The following is a 24340-nucleotide window of genomic DNA, read 5'->3' as shown; positions in this document are numbered from 1 at the left end:
CATGATGATTGACGCAGAAAATTGGCGTTTGACTGATATCAAATGAAGCATCGCATAGCCTTCCTGGATGGCCTCCGCGGCGTGGCAATATTAATGGTGGTTCTATTCCATGCATACGCACGGTGGCCAGATATCGTTCCTTATGGGAATCAATATGAATTCTTGCTCTTTAAGTTCGGTTTTTTGGGAGTGCAGCTTTTTTTCCTGATTTCCGGATTTGTCATATTGCTGACCCTCGAGAATTGCAAGGATATCAAGGAGTTCGTTTTCAAGCGGTGGCTGCGGCTTTTTCCTGCAATGTTTTTTTGCTCGCTGACCATTTTTCTAACGGCCAATCTGTTTCATGAGCGGCCTGCTGGAAATCCAACCCTGGTGAGTCTGCTGCCGGGGATGCTTTTTATCGAACCGTCATGGATAAATAATTTGGTCGGAATTTCGATTAACCCATTAGAGGGTGCGTTCTGGTCCCTTTATGTGGAGTTCAAGTTCTATATCGTAGCCGGATCGATATATTTCCTGCTCGGGCGAACGAGGCTGGTGATCGCGCTTTTTGGGTTGTCGTTAATTGGTATTCTCTCCCATGGTCTTAGTTCGATAACTCAATGGCCCGCTGCAAATCTGTTGTCAAAAATATCCCAGGTCACATCCATTGATCATTTTGGATGGTTCGCGGCCGGTGCTTCTGTATATGTTTTTACCAGGACGGGCAATACTAAATGGATTGTTGTAGCATGTTGTTTTGCTGTATGTAGCTCCGTCTTGTTGAGGTTTGGGAATGCCGAAATAACAATCGCGGCGCTGGCCGTGTCGGCTCTTTTTGTGTTCTCTTTCGGTTGTCAATGGTTGCAGGGAATACTGAATGGCAAGGTTGTCCAGTTTTTCGGATTTATAAGTTATCCACTCTATCTCTTGCATGAGAATGCAATGATTGCCTCTATTGTCAAGCTTGGCGGCATTATTGGCGATATTCCGCGATTTATTCTGCCCCTCATTCCAATTGCCGGGCTGGCGATTTTTTCATATTTATGCGCCAAATATGTCGAGCCAACGATACGAAGTCTGATAAGGACCTGTCTGTCGGGGGTTAATTACTATGTGAATAAGCTCAAAGGAGCATGACAATCTGAAGCCTTGTCAGGCCGTCCGGTGCGATATCGCTTTGCCTGTTGAGGCATGCGACCGATCACCGTGTGTTTTCAGCATCAATATGGTCGAGGATGACGGCATCGCGTCCCGGGTCGAGGGTGACTGCGCCGGCGGGTGTCCAGCCGCCGCTTACTCCCCGAACTGCTGCAAGAGGCCGCTCCCGGCCTTGCAGCGGACGTGCCATCCATTTATTTCTCGTTTTGAGGTTTGAGCAATGAACGTTGTCGCGGTGATTGGCCTTGGATACGTGGGCCTTCCGTTGGTGGTCGAGTTCTCGAAAACGGTTCGAACCATCGGTTTCGACATTTCAGCGCCGAAGGTCGAGTCCTGCCGCCGCGGCATCGACCCGTCGCGCGAGCTTTCGGATGCCGAGATGGCTGCGGCGAAGTTCGCCGAGTACACGGCCGATCCTTCGAAGCTGGCCGAGGCGGACGTGATCGTCGTGGCGGTGCCGACGCCGGTGGATGACGCGCACCAGCCGGACTTCACGCCGCTGGTCGGCGCCAGCCGGAGTGCCGGGCGGCACATGAAGCGCGGCGCCATCGTCGTGTACGAGTCGACGGTGTACCCGGGGGCGACGGAGGATATCTGCATCCCCGTGCTCGAGCAGGAGTCGGGCATGAAGTGGAAAGAGGACTTCTTCGTGGGCTATTCGCCCGAGCGGATCAACCCGGGCGACCGGGAACACACCCTGACGAAGATCCTGAAGGTGGTCTCCGGCGACACGCCCGAGACCCTGGAAAAGGTGGCGGCGCTCTACGAGCGCATCATCGAGCCCGGCGTCTATCGCGCCTCGTCGATCAAGGCTGCCGAGGCGGCCAAGGTGATCGAGAACACCCAGCGGGACCTCAACATTGCGCTGATGAACGAGCTGGCGATCCTCTTCGACCGGATCGGGATCGACACCAGCGAAGTGCTGCAGGCGGCCGGCACCAAGTGGAACTTCCTGAAGTTCAGCCCGGGTCTGGTGGGTGGGCATTGCATCGGCGTCGATCCCTACTACCTCACGCACAAGGCGGAGATGCTGGGCTATCACCCGCAGGTGATTCTCGCCGGGCGCCGCATCAACGACGGCATGGCGAAATACGTGGCCGAGCAGACGGTGAAGAACATGATCGCCGCGGGGAGCTACGTGAAGGGCGCGCGGGTGAATGTGCTCGGCCTGACCTTCAAGGAGAATTGCGCCGACCTTCGCAACAGCAAGGTCGCCGATGTGATCCGGGAGCTCGAGAGTTTCGGGGTCGAGGTGTTCGTACACGACCCCTATGCCGATCCGGAGGAGGCCATGCACGAGTACGGCGTCCGGCTTCTTGGCTGGGAGGATCTTCCCCGTGCCGACGCGATCGTCGCCGCGGTGTCGCATCGTCACTTCCTCGAACTGGATGCCGAAGAGTTCGGCCGCAAGTTGATCAAGGGTGGCTGCTTCGTCGATGTGAAGGCCACTTTCGACCGGCGGGCGCTGGAGTCGGCCGGCATCAGGGTCTGGAGGCTCTGATGGTGACGGCCCCGGTTTTCGGGCCGGAGGGGGCAGGGCTTTCCACCAATTCGGCCAGGAGGCATCCATGGCAAAGGGAATGATCCTGGCCGCGGGCCAGGGAACGCGGGTTCGGCCGCTGACGAAGAACATGCCCAAGCCGATGGTGCCCATCCTGGGCAAGCCGGTGCTGGCGTACCTGATCGAGCACCTGGCGCGGCACGGCATCCGCCAGATCATGATCAACCTCGCCTACAACCACGGCCGCATCGAGCACTACTTCGGCGACGGCCGCCGCTGGGGCGTGGAGATCGGCTACTCGTACGAGGGGGTGCGCGACCACGGCGACATCGTGCCGCGGCCGCTGGGTTCGGCCGGCGGGATGCGCAAGATCCAGGATTTCGGCGGCTTCTTCGACGAGACGACGCTGGTGATGTGTGGCGACGCGCTGGTGGATCTCGACATCGGCGCGGCGCTGGGCGAGCACCGCGCCAAGGGCGCCATCGCCACGGTGGTGACGCTGGAGGTGCCGCGCGAGCAGGTGCAGAGCTACGGCGTGGTGGTGACCGACGAGATCGGCCGGGTGCGCTCCTTCCAGGAGAAGCCCAGGCCGGAGGAGGCGAAGTCCACGCTCGCCAGCACCGGCATCTACCTGTTCGAGCCGGAGGTGATCGACCTGATTCCGTCGGGGCGCGAATTCGACATCGGCAGCGAACTCTTCCCGATGCTGGTGGAGCGCGCGGCACCCTTCTTCGCGCAGAGCCATCACTTCAACTGGATCGACATCGGCCGCCTGACCGACTACTGGGCGGTGCTGCAGCGGGTGATGCGCGGCGAGGTGGCGCAGATGTCGATGCCCGGCACGCAGGTGAAGCCCGGCGTGTGGGTGGGGCTGAACACGTCGGTCGCGTGGGACAGCGTGCACGTCGTGGGGCCGGCGTACATCGGCTCGGGGGTGAGGATCGAGCCCGGCGTGTCGGTGATCGGTCCCACCTGGATCGGCCACGGCAGCCATCTGCGCGCGGGCTCGCGCGTGGAGCGCAGCGTGCTGTTCGAGTACACGCGGGTGGCGGAGGGCCAGATGTTCAGCGAAAAGATCCTGTCGCCGCAGTACTGCGTGGACCGCAGCGGCGAAACCCTCTACGTGGGCGACGATACGAGCGACCTGCGCTGGGGCGATGCGCGTGCCTGACGCGAGCATGCCGGCCGCGTCCCGTGCCTGGCGCTGGGCGCTCTTTCTCGGCTGCGGTGCGGCGCTGGCCTATGGCCTGTTCCGCCCCGAACCGCCGCCGCAGCTCTATGCGGGGGCGGCGGTCGAGTCCGACAAGCTGCTGCATGTGGTCGCCTTCGCCGCCTTCTGCGTGTCGGCCCGCGTTGCGCTGACGCGGGTGGGCGGCGTCTGGCTGTGGGGCGCGCTGCTCGCGCTGGCCCCGCTCACGGAATGGCTCCAGCATTTCCTGCAGCCGGCGCGGACGTTCAGCCTCGCCGACATCCAGGCGAACGTGGCCGGCGTCGCCCTTGCGTTCGTGCTGGCCGCGGCCTGCGAGCGGATGGGGTGGGGCGCCAGGCTCCTGGCACGCCGCGGCTGACGATGTCGGCAGCGCTGCGGGCCGCCGTAAAGGCGGGGGCTTCGGTGCCGGTCGTTTCGCCGTCCATCGAAGCGTGGCCGCTGCCTCCCCGGCCGCAGCCGTCAGCGTCGGCGACGGGGCCGTCGGGACAGCGCGAACAGGAGCAGCGGCAGCACGGCCGCCGCGGCGCCGGCGAGCCAGGTCCAGCCGCCCGGCGATTGCGGGAACAGCGGAACGTCGCGGGGGATCGGTGTGGCGAGCGGAGCGGGTGCGGCAGGCGGCAAGGCCGGCGGGACGGGCACCGGCAGGCCCTGCCCGGCGAGGGGTGCGGCCGGTGCGGTGGCCGTGCCGTAGTCCGCCTTGACCATCTTGCCGAATTCCGGCTCGAAGACGACCGGCGGGTTGCCAGTATAGAAGCGGAACGGCAGCGAGACCATCTCGAAGCCCGCGGCGGTGCGCCGGACGGCCTGCACGACGAGGTGCAGATGGGGGCCGGAGGAGTAGCCGGTCGAGCCCGAGAGGCCGATGGGCTGGCCCTCGGCCACGCGCTGGCCGGGGCTGACGAGGACGCCTCCCGGGGCGAGGTGGGCGTAGGTGGCGATGGTGGCGTCGTCGTGCAGGATGCGGACGGCGTTGGCCTTGTCGAGCATGTCCGCGCGCTGCCCGCCGGTGAAGTGGCCGGCTTCGGTGTGGATCACGATGCCGCTGCGTGCGGCGACGATGGTGGTGCCCTCCGGCATGGGGATGTCCACCGCATGGCGGCTGTCCGCCCCATGATGGGTGGTGATCGGACCGCCCGGCGCCTGGCCGATGCGGAACGACAGGCCATGCCGGAAGGGGAGCCGGTAACGGGCTCCGGGTGCATGGACGGCGTTGAAGTCGCCCGGTATCCAGGCGTACTCGGTGCGCAGGGTCTGCCGTACGCCGCGGCCTGCCGGCCGGATCCGGGCGAGGGGCAGGGTCCCGCTGCCTGGCGGAACGACGACGTGGAGCGGAAAGGGGCGATCGGTGTCGAGTTGCGCCGCGCCGGTCAGCGTGATCCTGGCCGAGACGGGCACGGGGCCGAGGTTGCGGGCCACGAGGCGGAAACCCTCGCCGGTGCGTTCGGTTTCGATCGAGAACGGGTAGGCGTCGGCGGCGACGCAATGGCCGTGCGCGGCAAGGGCGGTGCCGGCCGCGAGGACGGCGAGACGGGCTTTCAAGGGAAGGGCGTCGTGATGGGATGAACCTGTTTGTAACAACGATTTATTACCTTTGCCTTAAGGCAAAGCGTTGACGCGGTTTCTCCGCTGGCGGCGGCCGGCTGACGTCCCTGTGCAGGCTCTTCGACGATGGAAAGACTGACCGAATACAGATTGAGCCTGGGTGCCGACGGGCAATGGCTGGAGCCTGCCACGATGCGGCACCTGCTGCGCACGATAGAGCCGGTGCGGATGCGCGAGAAGTGCGCCACGATACTCGAGCGCTTCCTGGCCGACGTCGAACTCTATGCGCTGCCCATCATCGAGGACGATGGACGCCCCGCCGCGCTGATCGAGCGGACCTCCTTCGTCGAGTTCTTCACCAAGCCGTTCGGCTCCGACGTGTTCGGGCGCCGCAGCGTGGCCGATCTGCTCGCCTACGGGCACTACCGGCGCAGCCCGCCGCTGGTGGTGGAAGAAGACTGCACGGTCGAGGACGGCGCGCAGATGATCATCTCCGCCGGCATGCAGCACATGGTCGCCGGCTTCATCGTGTGCCGCGCCGGGCGTTACCGGGGCGTCGCCAACGGCCGCGACCTGCTGAACGTCATCACCCAGCGCAAGCAGGAACAGCTCTACCGCCTCGCGCACTACGACGCGCTGACGGGGATACCGAACCGCGCGCTGCTTGCGGACCGCCTGGAGCTGGCATGCCGGATGGCCGACCGCACCGGCCTGCAGGTGGGGCTGCTGTTCATCGATGTCGACCGCTTCAAGCACATCAACGATTCGATGGGCCACAGCGCGGGCGACGAGGTGCTGCGCCTCATCGTCGGCCGCCTGCGGGGGTGCGTCCGCCAGATGGACACGCTGGCCCGGCTCGCGGGCGACGAGTTCGTGATCGTGATGGAGCGCCTGAGCGACCCGATGCAGGTCGACGTGCTCGCACACCGCATCCTCGGCTCGATGCGCGAGCCCTTCGAGGTCGGCGGGCATTCGCTGTTCGTGACCGTCAGCATCGGCAGCGCGATCTATCCGCGCGACGACGGCCAGTTGCGCTCGCTGATGGTGAAGGCCGATGCGGCGATGTACGAATCGAAGGCTTCGGGGCGCAACAGCTTCCGCAGCTACACGCCGAAGATGCTGACCTTCAACCCGGAGAGCATCTCGCTGGAGAACGACATGCGGCGCGCCCTCGAGCGCGACGAGTTCGTCCTCCACTTCCAGCCGCAGGTGGATCTGGCGACGGGACAGCTCCGCGGCGCGGAGGCCCTGGTGCGCTGGCGCCATCCGGAGCGCGGCCTGGTGTCGCCGATGCACTTCATCCCGGTGGCGGAGGAAAGCGGCCTGATCGTGCAGATCGGCGAGTGCGTGCTGCGCAAGGCGCTGGCGCAGGTGCGCGAATGGCACGACCAGGGACTGCCGCTGTTCCGGGTGTCGGTGAACATCTCGGCGCTGCAGTTCCGGCAGGCGAACTTCGCGCGCTTCATCGAGACGCTGCTGGCCGAGCACGGCGTGTCCGGCGAGTTCCTCGAACTCGAGCTGACCGAGAGCATCCTGATGCGCGATGTCGAGGACGTGCTCGACACGCTCAATGCGATCAAGTCGCTCGGCGTGCGCCTGGCCATCGACGACTTCGGCACCGGCTTCTCCTGCCTGAGCTACCTGCGCCGTTTCCCGATCGACTGCCTGAAGATCGACCAGTCCTTCGTGCGCAACATCGAGCGCACGCCGATCAACCAGTCGATCGCGCAGGCGATCGTGGCCCTGGGCGAGAGCCTGGCGCTGGGCGTCATCGCCGAGGGGGTGGAAACGCTCTCGGAGGCCGCGGTGCTGAAGGGCATGCGCTGCTCGCAGGCGCAGGGCTACCTGTATTCGACGCCGCTGGAGCCCCGCAGCTTCGCCAGATGGCTGGCGAACCGCAACGTGGGCAGGGCCGTCGCGCCCGCCGCATGAGCGTGCCGTGCGGCCTGAATCGCACCCGCTCCGCCAACGCCGATCCAGATTCTTCCCAGGGTTGAACCGAACATGACGATCAGGACCGTGATCCTTTCCGGCGGCTCGGGCACGCGGCTGTGGCCCGCGTCGCGCGAGACCTATCCCAAGCAGTTGCTGCCGCTGACGAGCGAACGCTCGCTGCTGCAGGAGACGGCGGTGCGCCTCGACGGCTTCGCTGCGGGTGCGGTCGATCCGGAACCGCTGGTGGTGAGCAACGAGGAATACCGCTTCATCATCGCCGAGCAACTGCGCCAGGCCGGCGTGCGGTCGGCGCGCATCGTGCTCGAGCCGGTGGGGCGCAACACCGCGCCCGCGCTCGCGCTCGCGGCGCTGGCGGCGACCGCGGAGGGCGACGACCCGGTGCTGCTGGTGATGCCGGCCGACCACGTGATCGCCGACCTGCCGGCCTTCCAGCGCGCGATCGCCGAGGGCGCGGCGCTGGCCGGGCGCGGCAGCCTGGTGACCTTCGGCATCGTGCCCGACAGGCCGGAGACCGGCTACGGCTACATCCGCACCGGCGCCGAAGTGGCGGGGGCAACGACGGCGCGCGGGCTGGCGCAGTTCGTCGAGAAGCCGGACGCCGAATTCGCCGAGCGCTACGTGAAAAGCGGCGAGTATTTCTGGAACAGCGGCATCTTCATGATGAAAGGGTCGGTCTGGCTGCGCGCGCTGGCGCACTTCCGGCCCGACATCGCCGCCGCCTGCCGGGCGGCGTTCGATGCGCGCAGGGCCGACGCGGACTTCACCCGCGTCGGCGGCGCCGCGTTCGAGGACTGCCCGGCGGATTCGATCGATTACGCGGTGATGGAAAAGCTGGGCTCGGCGCCCGAACTGGGGCAGGGCGTGGTGGTGCCGCTGTCGGCCGGCTGGTCCGACGTGGGCGCCTGGGATGCGCTGTGGGCGGTGTCCGGCAAGGACGAGGACGGCAACGTCGGCCGCGGCGAGGCGCTCTTCGAAGGCAGCCGCAACACCCTGGTGTACGCCAACCACCGGCTGGTGGCGGCGGTGGGCTGCGAGAACATGGTCGTGGTCGAGACGTCCGATGCGGTGATGGTGGCGCACGGCAGCCGCACGCAGGACGTGAAGAAGGTGGTGGCGCGGCTCAAGGCCGAGGGCCGCAGCCTGACCCGGAGCCATCGCAAGGTGTACCGGCCGTGGGGCTGGTACGACTCGATCGACCACGGCGAGCGCTTCCAGGTCAAGCGCATCGTGGTGAACCCGGGCGCGACGCTGAGCCTGCAGATGCACCACCATCGCGCCGAGCACTGGATCGTCGTGAAGGGCACGGCCGAGGTCACCAACGGCGACAGCGTGTTCCTGCTGGCCGAGAACGAATCCACCTACATCCCGCTGGGCCACACCCACCGCCTGGCCAATCCCGGCAAGGTGCCGCTCGAGATCATCGAGGTGCAGTCGGGCGCCTACCTCGGAGAGGACGACATCGTGCGCTTCGAGGATACCTACGGGCGGGCGCCGGCCGCGCCGCACGGGAACCGCACCGCCTGATGCCCGCAGCCCGGCCCCTCGTCCGGAACGGCAGACCGCGCCGTGCCGGAAGGTGCCTGTCGCGGCCGCTGCTCCGCGTCCTGCTGCTGCTCGCGCTGGCTGCCGGGCCGGTCCGTTCGGCGCCCGCCGCGCCACACCTGAGCTTTTCGCAGGGCGCGCTGGGCGCGGGTGAGCTCGCGCTGGTGATCAACCAGCAGGACCCGTATTCGGTCGAGGTCGGGCGCTACTACGCCGCCGTGCGGAAGATTCCGGAGCGGAACATCGTCCGCGTCGCCTTCGAGCCCGGCCCCAACCTGCCGCGTGCCGAATTCGAACGCATCCGCGCGCAGGTCGAGGCGGCGCTGCCGGCGTCGGTGCAAGCCTACGCGCTGGCGTGGACGCGGCCGTGGCGGGTCGATTGCATGTCGGTGACGAGCGCCTTCGCGTTCGGCTTCGATCCGGCTTTCTGTTCGTCCTCGCAATGCGCGCCGACACGGCCGAATCCGCTGTTCGACCGGTGGACGGCGACGCCCTACGACGACACCGGCGTGCGGCCCGCGATGCTGCTGGCGGCCTCCTCGCCGGGCGAGGCGCGGCGCATGATCGACCGTGGCGCGGCGGCGGAGGGTGCCCACCCGGTCGGCACCGCCTACCTCGTGCGCACCGGGGATCCGGCGCGGAACACGCGCGCCGTGTACTTCGGTGCCACCGCCGAGGCGCTGGGCGAACGCCTGCCGGTGCGCGTGATCGAAGGCGAAGGCATTGGCCGGCGCCGCGACGCGATGTTCTATTTCACCGGCACGCCGCGCGTCGCCGAGATCGACGGCGCGGCGGGCGAGGACAGGCGCCCGCGGCTGCTGCCCGGGGCGCTGGCCGACCACCTGACCTCTTTCGGCGGCGTGCTGGAAGGGAGCAGCCAGATGAGCGCGCTCGCCTGGCTGGCCGCCGGCGCCTCGGCAAGCTACGGGACGGTGGTGGAACCCTGCTCGCATCCGCAGAAGTTTCCCGCGCCGGCCGTCGCCATGTCGCACTACCTGGCGGGCGCGACCGCGCTGGAAGCCTACTGGCGCAGCGTGGCCTGGCCGGGGGAAGGCGTGTTCATCGGCGACCCCCTCGCGCGGCCGTTCGCGCCCATCGCCACCGCGCTCGGCGACGACGCCTTGCGGGTGACGCTGAACGCTCCCTCCAAGGGGCATCTGGTGCTCTTCGGGGCGCCGTCGGCGGTCGGTCCGTACCGCCCCGCGAGCCCCGTCATCCCCCTCAAACCCGGTCGCAACCAGGTCGTGTTGCGGCATCTCGGGGACGCATTCTACCGCGCGGCGCTGGTCGCCGATTCCATGCCGCGGTGATGCTCATCGTCGCTGTTTCGTGAAATTTTTCCCGTGAAGGGCAATGTGTCGTCGCGCGCATGCCACGGCCCGGATTACCGTGCCGCACCTGGGAATTAGTCCTTTGTTGATGCATTCGGAATACATGTTGTGGTCCGATCGGACTAAGTTCGTGCGGTAATGCCGTAGGGAGGAAGACATGATGCGCCCGTATAAGGGGGGTCCGCGGCAACGCCGGATGGAACCTGTCCGGGATATTCGCGGTGCATGAACGAGTTCAAAGGAGATCCGATGTCCATCCCCTTCCACCCCGACAACGACGAAACGATCAACCCGTCGGCCAATGCGTCGATCAACGACCTGATCGAGCAGCGCAAACTTTCGCGCCGCGGCTTCCTGAAGGGTTCCTTCGGCGCCACCACGATCGCCGCGCTCGGTGGCTCGGCGATCGCCGACGGTCTCACCAATTTCGCGCAGGCCGCGCCTTCGCCGATCGGCGGCATCGGCTTCAGTCCCGTCGCCGCCAACATCGCGCCGATGACCGACGCCATCACCGTGCCGCCGGGCTACGCCGCGCGCGTGCTGGTCTCGTGGGGCGACTCGCTGACCGGCGCCCCGCACTGGGACCCGGCCCTGCCGATGACGGAGGCGGTGCAACTGCACACCTACGGCGCGCACACCGACGGCATGCACTACTTCCCCTTCCCGAGCACGGGCGTGGGCGGAGTGGGCAACACCCGCGGCCTGCTGGTGGCCAACCACGAGTACGTCGATCCGGGCCTGGTGCACGCGACCACCACCTACGGCACCGATGCGATGACCCCCGATCGCGTCGACACCCAGCTCGCCGCGCACGGCATCAGCGTGGTGGAGGTGCAGGACAGCAACGGCGCGTTCCAGGTGCGCCGTCCGTCGGCCTTCAACCGCCGCATCACCGGCAAGACGCCGTGCGAGGTCGGCGGCCCGGCCGCCGGCCACGTGCTGCTGCGCACCGCCGCCGACCCGGCCGGCACCCGCGTGCTGGGCACGCTGAACAACTGTGCCAACGGCCATACGCCGTGGGGGACCTACCTCACCTGTGAGGAGAACTTCAACGGCTACTTCGGCGCCGCCGCCGACGCGCTCGCCGCCCAGCCGCTGACCGACCACGAGCGCCGCTACGGCATGGCCGCCGCCGGCTTCGGCTACCGCTGGCACGAGGCCGACGCGCGCTTCGACCTGCGCGCCAACCCGAACGAGCAGAACCGCTTCGGCTGGGTGGTCGAGATCGATCCGTGGAACCCGAAGAGCGTGCCGGTCAAGCGCACCGCGCTGGGCCGCTTCAAGCACGAGAGCGCTGGCGTGGTCGTCGGGGCGGACAACAAGGTCGCGGTCTACATGGGCGACGACGAGCGCAACGAGTACGTCTACAAGTTCGTCTCGTCCAAGCGCTTCGATCCGAAGAACCGCGCGGCCAACCGCGACATCCTCGATCACGGCACGCTCTACGTCGCCCGCTTCGAGGCCGACGGTTCCGGCCGCTGGCTGCCGCTGGTGTGGGGCCAGAACGGCCTGACGCCGGAGAACGGCTTCGCCAACCAGGGCGAGGTGCTGATCAAGTGCCGCCAGGCGGCCGACCGCCTCGGCGCCACGATGATGGACCGCCCCGAGTGGGTCGCCTCCCATCCGGCCACCCGCGAGGTCTATCTGACCCTGACCAACAACAACCGCCGCGGCACCACGCCGGCGTCGTCGAACGGCGCCGACGGCACCACCACCGCCGCCAGCGCCCGTCCGCCGGTCGATGCCGCCAACCCGCGCCGCGACAACCGCTACGGCCACATCATCCGCTGGCGCGACACCGGCGGCGACGTCGGCGCCCTGACCTTCGGCTGGGACATCTTCGCCGAGTGCGGCGACAGCCTCAATCCGCAGCCGCACCTGCAGGGCAACATCAACGGCGACGACTACGGCGCGCCCGACGGCCTGTGGTTCGACGCCGACGGCCGCCTGTGGATCCAGACCGACCAGGCCGGCGATGCGCAGGGCGACTGGGCCAACATCGGCGGCAACGTGATGATGTGCGCCGACCCGGCGACCGGCGAGACGCGCCGCTTCCTGACCTCGCCGCGCCACTGCGAGGTGACCGGCATCACCACCACCCCCGACGGCCGCACGCTGTTCGTCGGCATCCAGCACCCGGGCGAGGACTGGAGCGGCAGCTTCACCGCCAACTCCACCTGGCCCGACAGTGGCATCAACGGCCCGACCACCGCGAGTGCGGCCGGGGCATCCAAACCGCGTTCGAGCGTCGTCGTCGTCACCAAGGACGACGGCGGCGTGATCGGCACCTGACCCGCCGGCGGGGCGGACTCCCTTTTCCTCGCCAGATCCCCAACCCCAACCCCAACCCCAACCTCATCATCATCAGTACAGGACCATCATGAACTTCAAATCCCTTCTTGCCGCTGCCGCACTGACGGCTGTCATGGCGGTGCCCGCCCAGGCCGCGATCGTGAACGACGCCTCGTCGTTCGGCCATGCCGTCGTCGCGACCTTCGACGATTTCGACGGCCTGATCACCACCGGGCCGGTCACCGTCGCGCCGGGCGTGACCTTCACCGGGACCGAATCGGTGCTGGGTGCCTCCATTGCCGACCTCGGCAGCAATGGCATCTGGTACGACGATGGCGGCGATCGCTTCGCCGGCACCGGGTCGCCGGACTCCGTCGGTTTCGGCCTGCTGCATTTCACCTTCGACACGGCGCTGACGCGCGCTGCCGGGGCCTTCCTCAACAGCTTCAACGGCGGACCGATCCTGATCGCCGCCTACGGTGCGAACGGCCGCATCCTCGAGACGCACTTCATCACGATCGATACCGACGCGGGGAGCTTCAACGACGGCCGCTTCTTCGGCATCAGCCGTGCCACGGCCGACATCCGCTCGATCGCGTTCGGCGGCATCGGCCTGGTCGCCGACGACCTGACCTTCGCCGCGTCGGTGCCGGAACCCGAGTCCTACGCGATGCTGCTGGCGGGCCTGGGCATGCTCGGCTTCGTCGCGCGCCGCAGGTCGCGCAATTAAGAAGTCCCGCGCTGTACGCCCCGGGTGCCCCTGGCCGCGCCGCGGCCCGGGGCACCGTTCTTCCGCGCCGCTGAGCCGTTCGGATCAAGGCCGGCACGGAACCGCGTAACCCGTCCCCGGTAGCTTGGCATCTCCCGTTGCAGCCCTTCCTGCATCCCGATGCCTTTCCCGGAGACCCACCCGATGTCGTTTCGCAAGATTCCCGCAATCGGCGCGCTCAGCCGCGCGTTGCTCACCGCCGGCCTCCTCGGCGCCACCCTGGGCGCTGCGCACGCCGCTCCGACCGATCTGCTGATCTCCGAGTATGTCGAAGGTTCGGGCAACAACAAGGCGATCGAACTCTTCAACGGCACCGGCGCGAACATCGACCTCGCCGCCGGCCAGTACGCGCTGCGTATGTACTTCAACGCCAACACCTCGGTGGGGTTGACGATCAACCTGACCGGCACCGTCGCGCCGGGTGCAACCTACGTCATCGTCCCCACCAACGCCAGTGCTGAACTGCAAGCGGTGGCCGCGAAGATCGAAGGTTCGAGCTGGTTCAACGGCAACGATACCGTCGTGCTGGTGAAGGCCGGGCAGGTAGTGGATTCGATCGGCAAGATCGCCGCCAATCCGAGCACCGAGTGGGGCACCGGCCTGACCAGCACCGCGGACAACACGCTGCGCCGCAAGCCCACGGTGACGACGGGCGATACCAACCCGAACGATGCCTTCGATCCGGCGGTGGAATGGGTGGGCTACCCCACGAACACCTTCGACGGCCTCGGCAGCCACACGCTGGACGGCGGTACCCTCAACGGGCTCATCGTTCCCGTTTGCCCGGCGCTGGGCGTGACGCAGGGCGAGGCGGGCAGCGTGACCGTGTCGGCCAGCGATACCGACAGCCGCGTCAATTGGCTGAGCGCGACCAGCAGCCTGCCCACCGGCATCACGCTGGGCGCGCTGACCCCGGCGGCGGCCGACGGCGACAGCGCGTCGGCGCTGCTCAGCGTGGCCGCGAGCACCGCGGTCGGCAACTACGCGATCGGCCTGCAGTTCGCCAACGACGACGCGCAGACCGCCAATTGCACGGTGAACGTCACGGTCAGCGCGGCGGCGGGGATCACCCGTATTCCGGCCATCCAGGGCAGCGGCACGGTGAGTCCGTACGCCGGCCAGACGGTCACCACCGAAGGCGTGGTGAGCGCGGTGTTCCCCGGCCTGTCCGGCTTCTACATGCAGGACGAGGACGGCGACGGTGACGTGACCACGTCGGACGGCATCTTCGTCTATGCGCCGTCGGTGTCGGCTACGGTCGGCCAGCGCCTGCGCGTGACGGCGACCGTCACCGAGTACTACACGGTGACCGAACTGACGTCGCCGACGGTGCAGGTGCTGGGCGTCACCAACCCGCCGCAGCCCACCGACATCGAGCTGCCGGAAGCGGTCGAAGGCGATCTGGAGCGCTACGAAGGCATGCTGGTGCGCATCGTGACGCCGCTCACCGTGTCGCAGACCTATTTCCTCGGTCGCTACGGCCAGGTGACGCTGGCTGCCGGCGGCGCGCTGGAAGTGCCGACCAACCGCTATCCTGCCGGCTCGGCCGAAGTGCTCGCGCTGCGCGACGACAACGCGCGCCGCCGCATCCTGCTGGACGACGGTTCGAGCTCGCAGAACCCGAATCCCATCCCCTTCATCGGCGCCAACAACACGCTGCGCGGCGGTGACACGGTGCAGACGATCACCGGCGTGATCGACCATGGCCCGGTCACCACGGACACCGCGGCCGACGCGCTGCGCGACTACAAGATCCACCCGACGGTGACGCCGGTGTTCGAGCGCAGCCATCCGCGCACGGCCGCGCCGGAGCCGGTCGGCGGCAACGTGAAGGTGGCCAGCTTCAACGTGTTGAACTACTTCACCACCATCGACCAGGCGGGCTCGTCCTGCTATCCGTCGGGCACGCGCAGCGACTGCCGCGGCGCCGACAGCGCGGTCGAATTCACGCGTCAGCGGGACAAGATCGTCGCCGCGCTGCGCGCCGTCGATGCGGACGTCATCGGCCTGATGGAAATCGAGAACAACGGCCAGGTTGCGGTGCAGAATCTGGTCAATGCGCTGAACCAGGCGGTCGGGTCTGCGCTGTACGCTGCGGTCGGAGTCCCGGCCGGTGGCAGCGGCACCGATGCCATCCGCGTCGCCATGATCTACAAGCCGTCGCGCGTGTCGCTGGTCGGCGGCGCGCTGAGCGACACCGACTCCGTCCACAACCGGCCGCCGCTGGCGCAGACCTTCGCCGCCGCCAACGGCGAGAAGTTCAGCGTGGTGGTGAACCACTTCAAGTCCAAGTCCTGCGGCACTGCCTCCGGCGCGAATGCCGACCTGGGCGACGGCCAGAGCTGCTGGAACGCGCTGCGCGTGCAGCAGGCCGATGCGCTGCACGGCTTCGTGAAGCAACTGGAAACGTCCACCGGCGCCGGCGTGCTGGTGATCGGCGATCTCAATGCCTACGGCAAGGAAGACCCGATCAACGCGCTGACCGGGGCGGGTCTGGTCGATCTGTCGGAAAGCGAAGGGCTGCGTTACAGCTACACCTTCGACGGCGAGAACGGCCAGCTCGACCACGCGATCGCGACGCAGTCGCTGGCGGCGCGGGTGAGCGGCTTGACCCTCTGGCACATCAACACCGACGAACCGTCCGTGATCGACTACAACACCGAGTACAAGCCGCAGGATCTGTATGCGCCCACGGCTTACCGGTCTTCGGATCACGATCCGGTGGTGATCGGCCTGTCGCTGGTGAAGACCATCGCAGGTACCGCCGGCCGCGACACGCTGACCGGCACCGCCGGCGACGACGTGATCACCGGCGGCGCGGGTCCGGATACGCTGACCGGCGGTGCCGGCGCCGATGTCTTCGTCTATCGCAGCGTGCTCGATGGCACCGACACGATCACCGATTTCGTGCCGGGTACCGACCGCCTCTTGCTCGACGAACTGCTCGCCAGCCTGGGCATCGCACCTGCCAGCGCCTGGGCGGCCGGCAATGTCCGCCTGGTCAATGTGAGCGGCGGCGTCAGCGTGCAGATCGATGCCGATGGCACCGGTCCCGCGCCGGCGCGCGCACTGGTCACGCTGCGCGGCGTCACCGCGGCGCAGATCGACGCCGCACGCGATCTGGGTCTGTAATCAGGAATAGGGAGAAGATGATGAAGATGAAACACGCACTGTTTACCGCGCTGGCTGCTGGCATGCTGGCTTCGATGGCGCCGGCGCAGGCCGCGCAGCAGAACTGGGACTTTTCCGGCAGCTTCGATTTTGGCCAGTACATCGGCGAGAGCTACTCCGGCAGCCTGAGCTTCGACGATGCCGGCGTGACCGGCACGGGCGACGAATGGGCATCGCTGGATGTGTTCACCATCACGCTGCTCGGCCAGACCTACACGCTGGCCGATGCGGTGGCGCCGGCTGAAGCTGTGTATTACGACGGACAGTTCCTCGGGGTCAGCTACAGCGTCGAGTCCGGCGAGCCGTGGTTCTCGCTGATCGCGGGCTATGGGGACCGGTCCGAAGCCTATACCGCCTACAGTAGCTCGGTCGGCCTGTCCGGCTTCGGTTCGCTGCAGTTCGTGCAGGCGCCGGTGCCGGAACCCGAGACCTACGCCATGCTGCTGGCCGGCCTCGGCCTGCTGGCCGGCGTGGCCCGCCGCCGCCTTTCCGCGGGGCACAACGCCTGACGGGCGGAATGCCGCTTCGATGAAGATCGGCTTTTTCAGGTTGCCCGCCCCTCCGGGGGCGGGTTTTTTTGCGTCCGCGCGCGGCGCGGGGGTGGCGCGTGCGCTGCCGTTCGCGATCTACATGGCGATGCTGGCGCTCGGCCAGGCGCTGGCGCCGGCCCCCGGGTCGATCCTGCATGCCGCGTGGTATCCGCTGCAGATCGGCCTGACCGGGCTGGCGCTGGTGTTGCTGTGGCCGCACTACGCCGAACTGCATCGCGGCGCGGCGGGCGGGCGGCGCCTGCCCGCGGCTGGGGTGGCGATGGCCGTGGCGCTGGGGCTGGCGGTGTTCGGCGCGTGGGTCAATCTCGACCTGCCGCTGCTGTCGCTGGGGATGAGCGTCGAACCGCCGCCGGCGGGTGCGGACGGCACGCCCGACCTGCGCTGGCTGGCGGTGCGGGTGTTCGGCGCAGCGGTGGTGGTGCCGCTGATGGAAGAGCTTTTCTGGCGCAGTTTCATCACGCGCTGGATCGACCGCGACGATTTCCGCAGCCTTGCGCCGGCCGCCATCAGCCTGCGCGCGGCGCTGCTCGGCTCGCTGGTCTTCGGCGTGGAACACACGCTGTGGTTCGCCGGCCTGCTTGCCGGCCTCGCCTACGTCTGGCTGTACCGCCGCAGCGGCAGCCTGTGGCTGGCGGTGCTGGCGCACGGGACCACCAACCTCGTGCTCGGCCTGTGGGTGATCGCGACCGGCAACTGGCAGTTCTGGTGATGCGGCGGGCAGCCCCGGCAGGCGGGGCAATCCGCCGGACGGACTAACGCGCGCGCGGCGTCGTATAACAAGACGTGGCTAAGGTGCACGACAGGTTTCCACTGTCCCTCGGAGTCTTCCCCATGCTGCTTCGCTCCTTCCGCATCAACCGCCTCGCCGCCGCGGTTGTCTTCGCCGTCACCTTGCCGGCGTCCGCCCTTGCCGCCGAGGGCCTCACCATCCTGCACGTGGGCGACCAGGAATCCTGGCTGCTGTCGGCCCAGGGCAACCTGCGCGACGACGCCAGCCAGGCGCTGTCGTTCTACGGCGGTATCGACCGGCTGGCGTCGCTGATCGGCACCCAGCGCAACGATGCGTACGCGGCCGGCAATTCGGTGCTGACGCTCAACGCGGGCGACGCCTTCCTGCCGGGACCGCGGCTGACGGCGAGCCTGCAGAACCTGGCGACGTCGTTCGCCGATGGCGGCCAGGACTTCTACGACGCCATCGCGATGCGCTACATCGGCTTCGATGCCGCGGTGTTCGGCAACCACGAGTTCGACCTCGGCGCCGACGTCGCGGCGCGTTTCGCGCAGGTGTCGGGCACGACCTACCTGTCGTCCAACCTCGACTTCGGCAGCTCCTCCGCCTTCGGTTCGCTGGTGACGGCGGGCACGGTGGCGCCGTCGATGATCACCACCACGACCGGCGGCAACAAGGTCGGCATCGTCGGCCTGACGACGCCGCTGCTGCCGACGATTTCCTCGCCCGGCGACGTCGGCGTGATCGGCAACGTCGCGGGGGCGACGGCCGCGCAGAACCTGCAGGCCACCGTCAGCATCGTGCAGGCGCAGATCGACGCGCTGCGCGCCCAGGGCGCCAACACGGTGGTGCTGATGAGCCACCTGCAGAACGTCTCCAACGAGATCAACGTCGTCGTGCCGCAACTGCGGGGCGCGGACATCATCATCTCCGGCGGCGGCCACGAACTGATGGCCGAGGCCGACGACATCCTGATCCCGGGCGCCGAGGCGGCGTCGATCAAGAACCATCCGGTCGCGGTTCAGATGGCGGACGGCAATTCCGCCCTGGTGGTGACCGCCAACTTCGGCAACCGCTATCTTGGCGAACTCAACGTCACCCTGGACGACAACGGTTTCGTCCAGCGCGACGCCAACGGCGTGCCGGTGATCAATAGCGCCTCGATGCTGCGCGTGGCCGGTATTGGCGACGATGCGGTGACGCCGGACGCGACGCTGAACGCGCAGGTCGTGCAGCCGGTGCAGACCTTCATCGAGGGGCTGAACGCGCAAATCATCGCCACCTCCGAGGTCAACCTCAACGGCAACCGCGGTGCGGCCGGCGCGCCGGGCAGCTTCGTCGTCGGCGTGCGCAATTCCGAGACCAACCTCGGCAACCTGATGGCCGACGCACTGCGCTTCTCGGGCAAGACCGACGTCGCGATCCAGAACGGCGGCGGCATCCGCGACTCGATCTCCGAGGGCGACGTGTCGGCGGGCGACACCTTCGACGTGGCGCCCTTCACCAACCTGGTGAAGACCGCGCAGAACGTCAGCGGCGCGCAGCTCAAGGAGGTGCTGGAGCACACCCTGGCGAACGCTTCGCCGAACGGCAACGCCGCCGGCCAGTTCGGCCAGATCTCGGGCATGAAGGTGCGCTACGACACCAACGCCGCGGCCGGTGCGCGCGTGCTCGACATCGTGCTCGACGACGGCACCGTGCTGGTCAAGGACGGCGTCGTGGTCAATACCGAGCGCAAGGTGACGCTCGCCACCATCGACTTCCTCGCCGGCGGCGGCGACGGTTATCCCTTCGCGGAGGCCGGCGTGGAGTTCGACAACGCGGTCAATACCGTCACCTACCAGGAAGCGCTGCTGGACTTCATCACCACGCCGGAAGCGGATGGCGGCCTCGGCGGGCGCATCCTCGCCTCGCGCTACGGGGTCGAGAACCCGTACGACTACCAGGGCCGCCTGGTCGACATGGCGCTGGCCGTGCCCGAGCCCGAGACCTACGCGATGCTGCTCGCCGGCCTGGGTCTGATCGGCTTCATGAACCGCCGCCGCAAGCAGGCCGTCGCCGCCTGATCCTCACCACCAGGCAACTGCGACACGAATGGTCCGGACGGCCGATAGGCCGTTCGGACCATTTTCTTCATCGAAGCAGTCGCAAAGGCCGCAACCTGCGCCGGGCACACTCGTCCGGCCTCGGCGCTGCGCCTGCACCCGACACGAAAGAATTCCCGGCCACCCGCTGGCCTTGTTCGAATGGAAAATGACGTGAAAAAGACCCTGCTTGCCGCAGCGCTCGCTGCCTCCGTGCTCCCCGTCCATGCTGCCGTTGATGCGGGCCCGCTTTCCGCCCTCGGCAAGGTGTGGACCTTCCAGCATTCCGGCCAGGCGGCCGAGATCGTCGCTTTCGACGACGTCACCAGCTCGCTGTGGGTCGCCGGCGTGAGCGGCGTCGACGTGCTCGACTTCGCCAGCGGCAGCCTGATCCAGCACATCGACACCCGCGAGTACGGCTCGATCAACAGCGTCGCCATCCACAACGGCATCGCCGCGTTCGCGCTCGAGTCGAGCGCCGACCGCAGCTCGCCCGGCACGGTCAAGCTGTTCGACACCGTCACCCGCTCGCTGGCCTCCGGGGTCAATTCCTTCACCGTCGGCGCGCTGCCCGACATGGTGACCTTCACGCCGGACGGTTCGCGCCTGCTGGTGGCCAACGAGGGCACGCCCAACTTCGTGGAGGGCGTCGATACCGCCTATCACGCCTTCGATCCCGTCGGCAGCGTGAGCATCATCGACATGAACACGCGCAGCGTGGTCGCCACCGCCGGCTTCGACAACGTGCCGACCAGCGGCAGCCACATCCGCACCAAGGCGACCCTCGGCGTCGATTTCGAGCCGGAGTACATCGCGGTCAACGCGGCGGGCACGACGGCCTACGTGACGCTGCAGGAAGCCAACGCCATCGGCGTGCTGGACCTGCGCACCAACAGCTTCACCCAGGTGATCGGCCTGGGCGTGAAGGACTTCAACAACGCAGCCAACGCCATCGACGCCACCGACCGCCCCGCCGGCACGATCGCGCTCCAGCCGGTGCCGGTGAGCGGCCTCTACCAGCCCGACGGCATCGCCGCCTACGAGGCCGGCGGCCGCACCTACCTGGTGATGGCCAACGAGGGCGACACCCGCGAGGACGAGGCGGACAAGGCCCGCATCTCGGCTTCCGGCATCGCCGGCACGCCGGCCGAACTGGCGCGGCTGAACATCTCGACGGTCGATTCCTCCGCCGGCAACCTCGTCACCTTCGGCGCGCGCTCGTTCTCGATCCGCGACGAAGCGGGGAACATCATCTTCGACAGCGGCAACCAGCTCGATGCCGAGGCGATCGCCCGCGGCATCTACGACGACGGCCGCAGCGACGACAAGGGCGTGGAGCCCGAGGGCGTGGAACTGCTGACCATGGGCGGGCGCACGTTCGCCTTCATCGGCCTCGAGCGCACCACCAAGAGCGCGGTGGCGGTGTACGACGTGACCGATCCGGCCACGGCCAGCTTCATCGACATGATCGTCACCGACGGCGACATCGCCCCCGAAGGGCTGAAGGGCTTCGCCGCCAACAACATGTACTACCTGGCGATCGCCAACGAGAACAGCAACACGACTTCGCTCTATGCCCTGGCGCCGGTGCCCGAGCCCGAGAGCTACGCGATGCTGCTGGCCGGACTGGGCCTGATCGGCTTCATGGCGCGCCGCCGCCTGAGTGCCTGAGCGCGGCGCCGCCGCATCCGATTTCGGGGAGCTTTTCCATGTCGAGCGATACGATGTCCGGCCGCCGTGCCTTCATTCGCACGGTGGGCCTGGGGATGCTGGCGGCCTCGCCGCTGGCGCGCGCTTCCGGGCGCGGCGGCGCGTCCTGTGCCGATGAGGTCTTTGCCCACGGCGTGGCCAGCGGTGATCCGCTGGTCGACCGGGTCATCCTGTGGACCCGCGTGTCGCCGCGCCGTCCCGGCCGCCTGCCGGTGTTCTGGGAAGTGGCGGCGGACCGCAGCTTCCATCGCCCGCTGCGCAGCGGGCGCAGCTTCGCGTCGGCCGGATCGGACTATACGGTGAAGGTCGACGTGGACGGCCTGCGGCCCGGCACGCGCTACTTCTACCGCTTCCGGGTCGACGGCCGGGTGTCGCCGGTCGGCTGTACCCGCACGCTGCCGGTGGGCGCGGTGGCGCAGGTCCGCCTCGCGGTGCTGTCGTGCTCCAACTATCCGGCGGGCTACTTCCACGTCTACGCCGAGCTGGCGAAGATGAACGACGTCCATGCCGCGGTGCACCTGGGCGACTACATCTACGAATACGGCCGCGGCGGCTACGCCTCGGAAGATGCGGCGGCGCTGAGGCGCGAAGTGGAGCCGGCGGGCGAACTGCTGGCGCTGGAGGACTACCGCCGGCGCTATGCGCAGTACCGCAGCGACCCCGACCTGCAGGCCGTGCATGCGGCGATGCCCTTCATCTGCGTGTGGGACGACCACGAGGTGGCCAACGACACCTGGCGCGAAGGTGCCGAGAACCACGACGACGCCAGCGAGGGCGACTTCTTCGCGCGCCGCGCCGCCGCGCTGCAGGCTTACCACGAATGGCTGCCGACGCGGCTGCCCGACGCGGAACGTCCGGAGCGCATCTACCGCTCGTTCGCCTTCGGCGACCTGCTCGACCTGCACATGCTCGACACCCGCGTGATCGGCCGCGACCGGCAGCTTGGCTACGCCAACTACATGGATGCCTCCGGCTTCGACGCGGCGCGCTTCGCCGCCGACCTGGCCGATCCGTCGCGTTCGCTGATGGGCTTCGAGCAACTGCAATGGCTGCAGAACGAACTGGCCGCCTCCTCGGCGACCTGGAGCGTGCTCGGCCAGCAGGTGCTGATGGGGCGCATGAACGTGCCCGCGCCGCTGGTGCTGGGGCAGGTGAGCTTCTCCGCCTACAGCGCACTGGTGGCGAAGGCGCAGACCGCGCCGCAGACGCTGACGCCGCAGGAGCAGGCCATCCTGGCGCAGCCGGCCATCCCGTACAACCTCGATGCCTGGGACGGCTACGCCGCCGAGCGCGAGCTGGTGCTGGGGACCGCGCTGTCGCTGGACAAGAACCTCGTCGTCCTGGCGGGCGACACCCACAATGCATGGGCGAGCGACCTGCTGACCCACACCGGCATCCCGGTCGGGGTCGAGTTCGCGACGCCCGGCGTGACCTCGCCCGGCCTGGAAGCCTACTTCCCGGCCGAGAACCCGGCTGCGGTCGCTGCCGGCCTGACGCAGATCGTCGGTCCGTTGAAGTACGCCAACACCGGCGATCGCGGCTTCATGCTGGTCACCGCCACGCCCGATGCCTGCCGTGCCGACTGGCGCTACGTCAGCTCGGTCAAGCGCCGCCGCTACTCGAACTTCGCCGGCCCCGGCTGGCTGACGCAGCCCGGTGCGGGCAACCGCCGCCTGCTGCCGGCAGGCGCCGACGCAGCGGCCGGGATGCGCCGAACGGACCATGTGGGCGCAGTGTGATTGTCACGTCCCATGGGTCGATCGGACCATCGCTGCGCTGCAACACCGGAGGCTTGTGGTAACGGGCGGTCAGTAGATTGAAGGTGCCGCGATGGCGAACGATGCGACACGCGGCCTGGATCGCCCCCCTTGCCCGAGAAACTACGCCCGAGATCTGCCATGAAGAAACTTGCCCTCGTCCTCGCGCTGGCCTCTGCCGGCGCCACCGCGCCGGCGCTTGCCGCCACCTCGGCCACCTGGGTCGGCACCGCCGACTATGGCGTCGAAGTCGTCGGACCGTTCAACACCTACGACTTCGCGTCCGCCGGTGTCCTGCTGCAAAAACTCACCTCGGCCACTACGGCCAACACCTTCTACCAGTCCTTCGTCACCAACCATCTGTTGGATGACCTGCTCGTCAGCAATCCGAAGCTGAACAGCGAGTACGAAATCACCGTGGTGGCCAACTTCGCCAGCACGCTGACGTCGGAAAACGCCTTCGGCCAGACCTACACGGTCACGTCCGGCAGCTTCGCGCTGTGGCTGGACACGGCGCCGGACTACAACTTCGGCACCGACAGCGGCTTCAGCAACGGGGTCAAGATCCTCGAAGGCGTGGTGATCGGCGGCGCCGGCTCGAACGTGAACTTCGGCAGCGGCCAGAAGTTCGGCGGCGGCGGCCTGCAACTGCACGTGACCGGGTTCGATAGCGAGGTCTTCGATCCGGACACGATCGACGGCGGCAACAGCGTGTTCACCCTCAAGCTGAACGTCCCGACCGACAGCGCGTTCCTGGACCCGATCATCTCGGTGCAAGGCGAGCAGTACGTGGCGAGCGCCGGCGACCTCAAGTATGCCGCCGACGGCAACCTGATCCTGACCCCGGTGCCGGAACCCGAAACCTACTCGATGCTGCTCGCGGGCCTGGGCATCATCGGCGCCATCGCGCGCCGCCGCATGCGCGACTGAGCGCGTCTCTCCTCTCCGACGGGGAATTGCCGGCAGGGGAGACCGCCTGCCGGCATTTTTGTCGGCGGTTCGAGGGCGGGGCGGAAGTGCAGCGGCCTGCATGGGGCGCTTCCGTCCATTCCCT

17 protein-coding genes are annotated in these 24340 nt (G+C 67.7%); 16 read left to right on the top strand and 1 reads right to left on the bottom strand.

Translation table 11 applies throughout. The features are described from left to right. Positions 1-42: 42 nt before the first annotated feature. From CCZ27_RS11715 to CCZ27_RS11700, 4 genes are all read left to right on the top strand, one after another. Positions 43-1119 carry an acyltransferase family protein gene (locus CCZ27_RS11715; RefSeq protein WP_096448371.1) on the top strand — a complete coding sequence of 359 codons (1077 nt, stop codon included), beginning with the start codon at positions 43-45 and terminating at the stop codon, positions 1117-1119. A 241-nt stretch (positions 1120-1360) separates the two neighbouring features. Continuing rightward, positions 1361-2641 carry a nucleotide sugar dehydrogenase gene (locus CCZ27_RS11710; RefSeq protein ID WP_096448369.1) on the top strand — a complete coding sequence of 427 codons (1281 nt, stop codon included), beginning with the start codon at positions 1361-1363 and terminating at the stop codon, positions 2639-2641. A 67-nt stretch (positions 2642-2708) separates the two neighbouring features. Then, positions 2709-3812 (top strand): nucleotidyltransferase family protein, encoded by a 1104-nt coding sequence (locus CCZ27_RS11705; protein WP_096448367.1) that lies wholly within the window; start codon positions 2709-2711, stop codon positions 3810-3812. Next, the gene (locus tag CCZ27_RS11700) at positions 3805-4209 is read left to right on the top strand and encodes a VanZ family protein (protein ID WP_157748555.1); all 405 of its coding nucleotides are present in this window, start codon (positions 3805-3807) and stop codon (positions 4207-4209) included. The genes CCZ27_RS11705 and CCZ27_RS11700 overlap by 8 nt, the downstream gene beginning before the upstream one ends. Before the next feature lie 101 nt (positions 4210-4310). Here the strand turns inward: CCZ27_RS11700 and CCZ27_RS11695 are convergent, their stop codons facing one another. Then, on the bottom strand, positions 4311-5390 hold the full coding sequence (locus CCZ27_RS11695) for a M23 family metallopeptidase (protein ID WP_096448363.1): 1080 nt from the start codon (positions 5388-5390) through the stop codon (positions 4311-4313). 129 nt (positions 5391-5519) lie between these two features. Between CCZ27_RS11695 and CCZ27_RS11690 the strand changes: the two genes are divergently transcribed. From CCZ27_RS11690 to pepA, 12 genes are all read left to right on the top strand, one after another. After that, positions 5520-7325, top strand: a complete 1806-nt coding sequence (locus CCZ27_RS11690; protein WP_096448361.1) for a putative bifunctional diguanylate cyclase/phosphodiesterase — start codon at positions 5520-5522, stop codon at positions 7323-7325. A gap of 72 nt (positions 7326-7397) precedes the next feature. Beyond that, positions 7398-8873 carry a mannose-1-phosphate guanylyltransferase/mannose-6-phosphate isomerase gene (locus tag CCZ27_RS11685; RefSeq protein WP_096448359.1) on the top strand — a complete coding sequence of 492 codons (1476 nt, stop codon included), beginning with the start codon at positions 7398-7400 and terminating at the stop codon, positions 8871-8873. Beyond that, on the top strand, positions 8873-10201 hold the full coding sequence (locus CCZ27_RS11680) for a TIGR03790 family protein (protein WP_096448357.1): 1329 nt from the start codon (positions 8873-8875) through the stop codon (positions 10199-10201). The genes CCZ27_RS11685 and CCZ27_RS11680 overlap by 1 nt, the downstream gene beginning before the upstream one ends. A 270-nt stretch (positions 10202-10471) precedes the next feature. Further along, positions 10472-12514 carry a PhoX family protein gene (locus CCZ27_RS11675; protein WP_096452479.1) on the top strand — a complete coding sequence of 681 codons (2043 nt, stop codon included), beginning with the start codon at positions 10472-10474 and terminating at the stop codon, positions 12512-12514. An 88-nt stretch (positions 12515-12602) separates the two neighbouring features. After that, positions 12603-13244 carry a PEP-CTERM sorting domain-containing protein gene (locus tag CCZ27_RS11670; protein WP_096448355.1) on the top strand — a complete coding sequence of 214 codons (642 nt, stop codon included), beginning with the start codon at positions 12603-12605 and terminating at the stop codon, positions 13242-13244. Positions 13245-13427: 183 nt separating this feature from the next. After that, complete coding sequence (locus CCZ27_RS11665) at positions 13428-16415, top strand: ExeM/NucH family extracellular endonuclease (protein ID WP_198363107.1); 2988 nt, start codon at positions 13428-13430, stop codon at positions 16413-16415. A gap of 17 nt (positions 16416-16432) precedes the next feature. Further along, positions 16433-16963 (top strand): PEP-CTERM sorting domain-containing protein, encoded by a 531-nt coding sequence (locus CCZ27_RS11660; RefSeq protein ID WP_096448353.1) that lies wholly within the window; start codon positions 16433-16435, stop codon positions 16961-16963. A 19-nt stretch (positions 16964-16982) separates the two neighbouring features. Beyond that, positions 16983-17714: a CAAX prenyl protease-related protein gene (locus CCZ27_RS11655; RefSeq protein WP_096448351.1), complete on the top strand. Its 732-nt coding sequence runs from the start codon at positions 16983-16985 to the stop codon at positions 17712-17714. 122 nt (positions 17715-17836) lie between these two features. Then, complete coding sequence (locus CCZ27_RS11650) at positions 17837-19801, top strand: bifunctional metallophosphatase/5'-nucleotidase (RefSeq protein ID WP_096448349.1); 1965 nt, start codon at positions 17837-17839, stop codon at positions 19799-19801. A 192-nt stretch (positions 19802-19993) separates the two neighbouring features. After that, positions 19994-21490 (top strand): choice-of-anchor I family protein, encoded by a 1497-nt coding sequence (locus CCZ27_RS24310; RefSeq protein ID WP_096452475.1) that lies wholly within the window; start codon positions 19994-19996, stop codon positions 21488-21490. A gap of 38 nt (positions 21491-21528) precedes the next feature. Further along, positions 21529-23268, top strand: a complete 1740-nt coding sequence (locus CCZ27_RS11640) for an alkaline phosphatase D family protein (protein ID WP_096448347.1) — start codon at positions 21529-21531, stop codon at positions 23266-23268. Positions 23269-23427: 159 nt separating this feature from the next. Then, positions 23428-24216: a flocculation-associated PEP-CTERM protein PepA gene (gene pepA / locus CCZ27_RS11635; RefSeq protein WP_096448345.1), complete on the top strand. Its 789-nt coding sequence runs from the start codon at positions 23428-23430 to the stop codon at positions 24214-24216. The last annotated feature ends 124 nt before the right edge of the window (positions 24217-24340 follow it).

The sequence above is a fragment of the Thauera sp. K11 genome (assembly GCF_002354895.1).
Taxonomy (GTDB): Bacteria; Pseudomonadota; Gammaproteobacteria; order Burkholderiales; family Rhodocyclaceae; genus Thauera; species Thauera sinica.
This window is presented reverse-complemented; position numbering and strand designations above follow the sequence as displayed.